5 protein-coding genes are annotated in these 4,138 nt (G+C 59.6%); all 5 read right to left on the bottom strand.

Annotated features, from left to right (window positions below; translation table 11 throughout):
• The coding region (locus AAC029_RS15665; protein ID WP_339749664.1) for an FG-GAP-like repeat-containing protein at positions 1 to 1,729 on the bottom strand (1,729 nt) is incomplete at its 3' end.
• Positions 1,730 to 2,017: 288 nt separating this feature from the next.
• The gene (lipA, locus tag AAC029_RS15660; RefSeq protein WP_339749661.1) at positions 2,018 to 3,001 is read right to left on the bottom strand and encodes a lipoyl synthase; all 984 of its coding nucleotides are present in this window, start codon (positions 2,999 to 3,001) and stop codon (positions 2,018 to 2,020) included.
• Between the two features lie 28 nt (positions 3,002 to 3,029).
• Complete coding sequence (locus AAC029_RS15655) at positions 3,030 to 3,308, bottom strand: GlsB/YeaQ/YmgE family stress response membrane protein (protein WP_339749658.1); 279 nt, start codon at positions 3,306 to 3,308, stop codon at positions 3,030 to 3,032.
• Positions 3,308 to 3,559, bottom strand: a complete 252-nt coding sequence (locus AAC029_RS15650) for a hypothetical protein (protein WP_339749656.1) — start codon at positions 3,557 to 3,559, stop codon at positions 3,308 to 3,310. The genes AAC029_RS15655 and AAC029_RS15650 overlap by 1 nt, the downstream gene beginning before the upstream one ends.
• Positions 3,556 to 4,138, bottom strand: a 583-nt coding sequence (locus AAC029_RS15645) for an FAD-dependent oxidoreductase (RefSeq protein ID WP_339749653.1), incomplete at its 5' end; no start/stop codon positions are given. The genes AAC029_RS15650 and AAC029_RS15645, both read right to left, overlap by 4 nt.

The following is a 4,138-nucleotide window of genomic DNA, read 5'->3' as shown; positions in this document are numbered from 1 at the left end:
CAACGTAGAGCTTGTCATCGCCAGCACCGCCAATCAGCTGATCCGCACCGGCGCCGCCGTAAAGGATATCATTGCCGGCGCCGCCCTGGACCGTATCGTTTCCCGCTCCTGCGGACACTGTATCGTCGCCATCGCCTGCGAAGATCAATTCGGCGCCGAAGCTGCCTGTAAACACATCATTGCCGCCAAGAAGGTGATAGACCCCCGCGCCATTGGCGGCCACATAATTGTCAGCGGCCTCGGTGCCGGTAATAATTGCGCCGCTGGCCATGCCAAGCCGGTTCTCACCGGCTCCAACCGCCAGATAATGCGCCAGGCCGGTCGCATAGATGTCGCCCTCCACCAGTGCCGCGACATCGGGATTGGTGTTGAGATAGAACAGCTCGTTGAACCCGGCAGCGCCCTGATCGGCGGGGTTGCTGCCGTTGGGGCCGGTCGAAACCCTGGCTGTCAGCGTCAGCGGGTCGTTGAGGAAATTTCCGTCAATATCGAAGGGAACGACAAATTCGATCCCGTTGGGCGTCCTGACCGGCTGGAACTGACGGCCGGCGAGCCAGGCATAATCATCAGGATACAGTTCTTCATTGATGATGGCCGCAAAATGGCCGGTGCCGTCGTTCAACCAGATCGCCGGCGCGCTGTTGGCCTGACCAGAGCCGAGATAACGTGCTACCAGATCGTCGAAGCCGTCATTGTTGATATCGAGGATATCAAGAAATGACAGGAAATAGTCGGCGTCTGTCTGGGAGGTATCCCCTGCCCGAAACCGGGCTGCGGTGCCATCGGTGAAATTGCCGTTGCCGTCGTTGATCAGAAGCTGCAATTCCCAACCACGCACATCATCATCCGGCGTGTAGACGTTGAACAGGTCGAGGTCACCATCGCCGTCAACATCCATCACATCGAGATCGTAACTTGTCGAATTGGTGCCGAGCTGAAACGGCTGTGGCAAAGTCGACCGGTCGGCATCGCTGTAATGACCGGTGCCATCGTTGAAATAGACATAGGAATGATGTGTCTGGCCATTGGCGGTCTGGCCGAACTTGCCGACAATCAGGTCGACCTTATTGTCTCCGTCAACGTCGGCGAACAGCGCTGAATCGAACCAGGCGGCCTGCCACGGGTCGCGGCCATCCGATGCAGTCAGACTTGCCGGCAATACCGAACGCTCCAGCGTAAAGTTGCCGCTGCCGTCATTGATCATCATGTAGGGGGCAATGTTCTGGGAGGCGACATTTCCGACGTAAATGTCAAGATCGCCATCTCCATCGATATCGCCGCTGGCGGCAGCATGGCTGAACTCGAACTGCTCGAACGGCACGGGTGATGCCGCAAGACCGCCCAGACCATCCGACAACAGCAGCAGGTTGGGCTCGCCGGGGAACGGCGGATAGTCGAAGCCGGTCGCGGCGATGAAAACATCGAGATCGCCGTCACCGTTGAAATCACCAGTCAGGAACCAGCGTGGCCAGACCGTTGCTGCTGCTGCCGAAGGCTGGAGAATATCGGTGGCGACAGACAGCTGTAAATTTTTTCCGATATCAAAGATCGCTGCCGGCCGGGCGCTGTCAGCCTGGGAATTATGACCGCCAAGGATGAATTCGTCATAACCGTCGCCATCAATATCAGCGGCGGTGAACCAGACGACTTCCATGTCAAACCCGGTTTCGAAATATTGGCGATAATCGAAATTGATTTCGTAGAGCGATGAAATGTCGTAGGTTTTCAACGTCGTTTTCTCTCAGGATTGATAGCGGACAGCTCAGCCACGGAAAGCCGGGACTTTGCCAAATTGCCATTCAAACACTCAGGATCACCGGACTCTCCAAGCCCGGTGAATTTGTCGCAGAATCGATCTGCGGGGAAGCTCATTTTTCAGCGTTGGCGCAAAAGACTCCGCCGGTTTCGGGTCCGCTGAAACTGGATGTCGTCAACCTGATGCGGCGGCCACGGCAAGCAGTATCCGCGCGTGTTCTTCCAGCCAGTGCCGGCGAGACCGCGCGGTTGGCCGCAAGCCTTACGCTGTGGCCAGTTGCTTCTTTTCGCGGTTGGCCTTGAGGCGGGCGAAATCATCGCCGGCGTGGTGCGAGGAGCGGGTGAGCGGGCTCGACGCCACCATCAGGAAACCCTTGGTGTAGGCGATCTTCTCATAGCTCTTGAACTCGTCGGGCGTGACGAAACTGATCACCTCGTGGTGCTTGCGGGTCGGCTGCAGATACTGGCCGATGGTGATGAAATCGACGTCGGCGGTCCTCAGGTCATCCATCAGTTGCAGCACTTCGTTGCGCTCTTCGCCAAGGCCGACCATGATGCCGGACTTGGTGAACATGGTCGGATCAAGTTCCTTGACCCGCTGCAGAAGCCTCAGCGAGTGGAAATACCGCGCACCCGGTCGGATCGTCGGGTACAGCCGGGGCACGGTCTCGAGATTGTGGTTGAAGACGTCGGGTTTGGCGGCCACGACGCGTTCGAGCGCGCCGGGCTTGCGCAGAAAGTCAGGCGTCAGGATCTCGATGGTGGTCTGCGGAGAAACGGCGCGGATGGCCCAGATCACCTTCTCGAAATGCTCGGCGCCGCCATCGGCGAGATCATCGCGGTCGACCGAGGTGATGACGACGTGGTTAAGCCCCATTTCGCGCACGGCGCGGGCGACGTTGTCCGGTTCGTTGGGATCAAGCGCGTTGGGCATTCCGGTGATGACGTTGCAGAAGGCGCAGGCGCGGGTGCAGATTTCCCCCATGATCATGAAGGTGGCGTGCTTCTTGTCCCAGCATTCACCGATATTCGGGCAGCCGGCCTCTTCACAGACCGTGACGAGGTTGTTGTCCTTCACGATGGCGCGGGTTTCCTGATAACCCTTGGAAGTGGGCGCCTTGACCCGGATCCAGTCCGGCTTGCGCTTGACCTCGGTATCGGGACGCTTCTGTTTCTCGGGATGCCGGACGCGCCGGGTTTCAGGCTTTTCGGCATCGGGTTTGGTGACATCGAGGATCGTGACCATCAGGAGGTCCTTTTACAGGCGTTGTGGATCAGCGGCTTTTGGAGCGGCCGAAGAGCCAGAGGATCAGGATCGCGCCGATGATGGCGACGACCAGATTTCCGGCAAATCCGTAATAGTTGATGTTGAGCACGCCTGCCAGAGCGCTGCCGACGAAAGAGCCGGCGATGCCGACCAGCATGTTGGTCAACAGCCCGTGGTCGCGGTTCATGGCGCGCTCGGCGACATAGCCGGCGATCAGGCCGACCAGCAGAAGGCCGAAGAAGCCGAGACCGGGCATGGCCAGGAATCCCATCTGATATTCCAGCATTATCGTCTGTCTCCCTTTGCCGCTGCGTGAAGCGCGCGCATGATCAGCCACAATGTAAGTCCGAGCAGCAACCCCATCAATGCCAGGATGACCGAGACCGCCACTATACCCGTGATGCCTTCAATGCGAAGCGATCCCAGTTCGACCGCGCCGCGACCGTTGATCACAGCAAGGCCGGCAAGAGCGCCCAGGCCCGCGCCGCCAACCACCGGCAGCACCACAGCCCTGGGCAGGCGGACACTGCCGCTCACGCGTTGAGTGCCCGTCCGTAGGCGTCGAGCACGCTTTCCTTCAGCGTTTCCGAGATGGTCGGATGCGGGAAGATGGTGTGGATCAGCTCCTCCTCGGTGGTCTCGAGGTTCATCGCCACGACAAAGCCCTGGATCAGTTCGGTGACTTCGGCGCCAACCAGATGGGCGCCAAGAAGTTCGCCGGTCGTCTTGTCGAAGATGGTCTTGACCATGCCCTGGTCCTCGCCCAGCGCAATGGCCTTGCCGTTGGCAACGAACGGGAAGCGGCCGACGCGGATGTCGCGGCCCTGTTCCTTGGCTTTGGCTTCAGTCAGGCCGACGGAGGCCACTTGCGGGTTGCAATAGGTGCAGCCGGGGATCTTGAGCTTGTCCATCGGGTGAACATCGGGCAGGCCGGCGATCTTCTCGACGCAGATTACGGCTTCGTGCTCGGCCTTGTGGGCCAGCATCGGCGGTCCGGCGACATCGCCGATGGCATAGAGGCCCGCCACATTGGTCTTGCCATAGCCGTCGATGACGATGCAGCCGCGATCGGTTTTCACCCCGAGCGCCTCAAGGCCGATGTTCTCGATGTTGCCC

The sequence above is a fragment of the uncultured Maricaulis sp. genome, from assembly GCF_963975345.1.
In the GTDB taxonomy this organism is placed as follows: Bacteria; Pseudomonadota; Alphaproteobacteria; order Caulobacterales; family Maricaulaceae; genus Maricaulis.
Note: the sequence above shows the minus strand (reverse complement) of the source record. Positions and strands in the feature narration are given on the sequence as shown.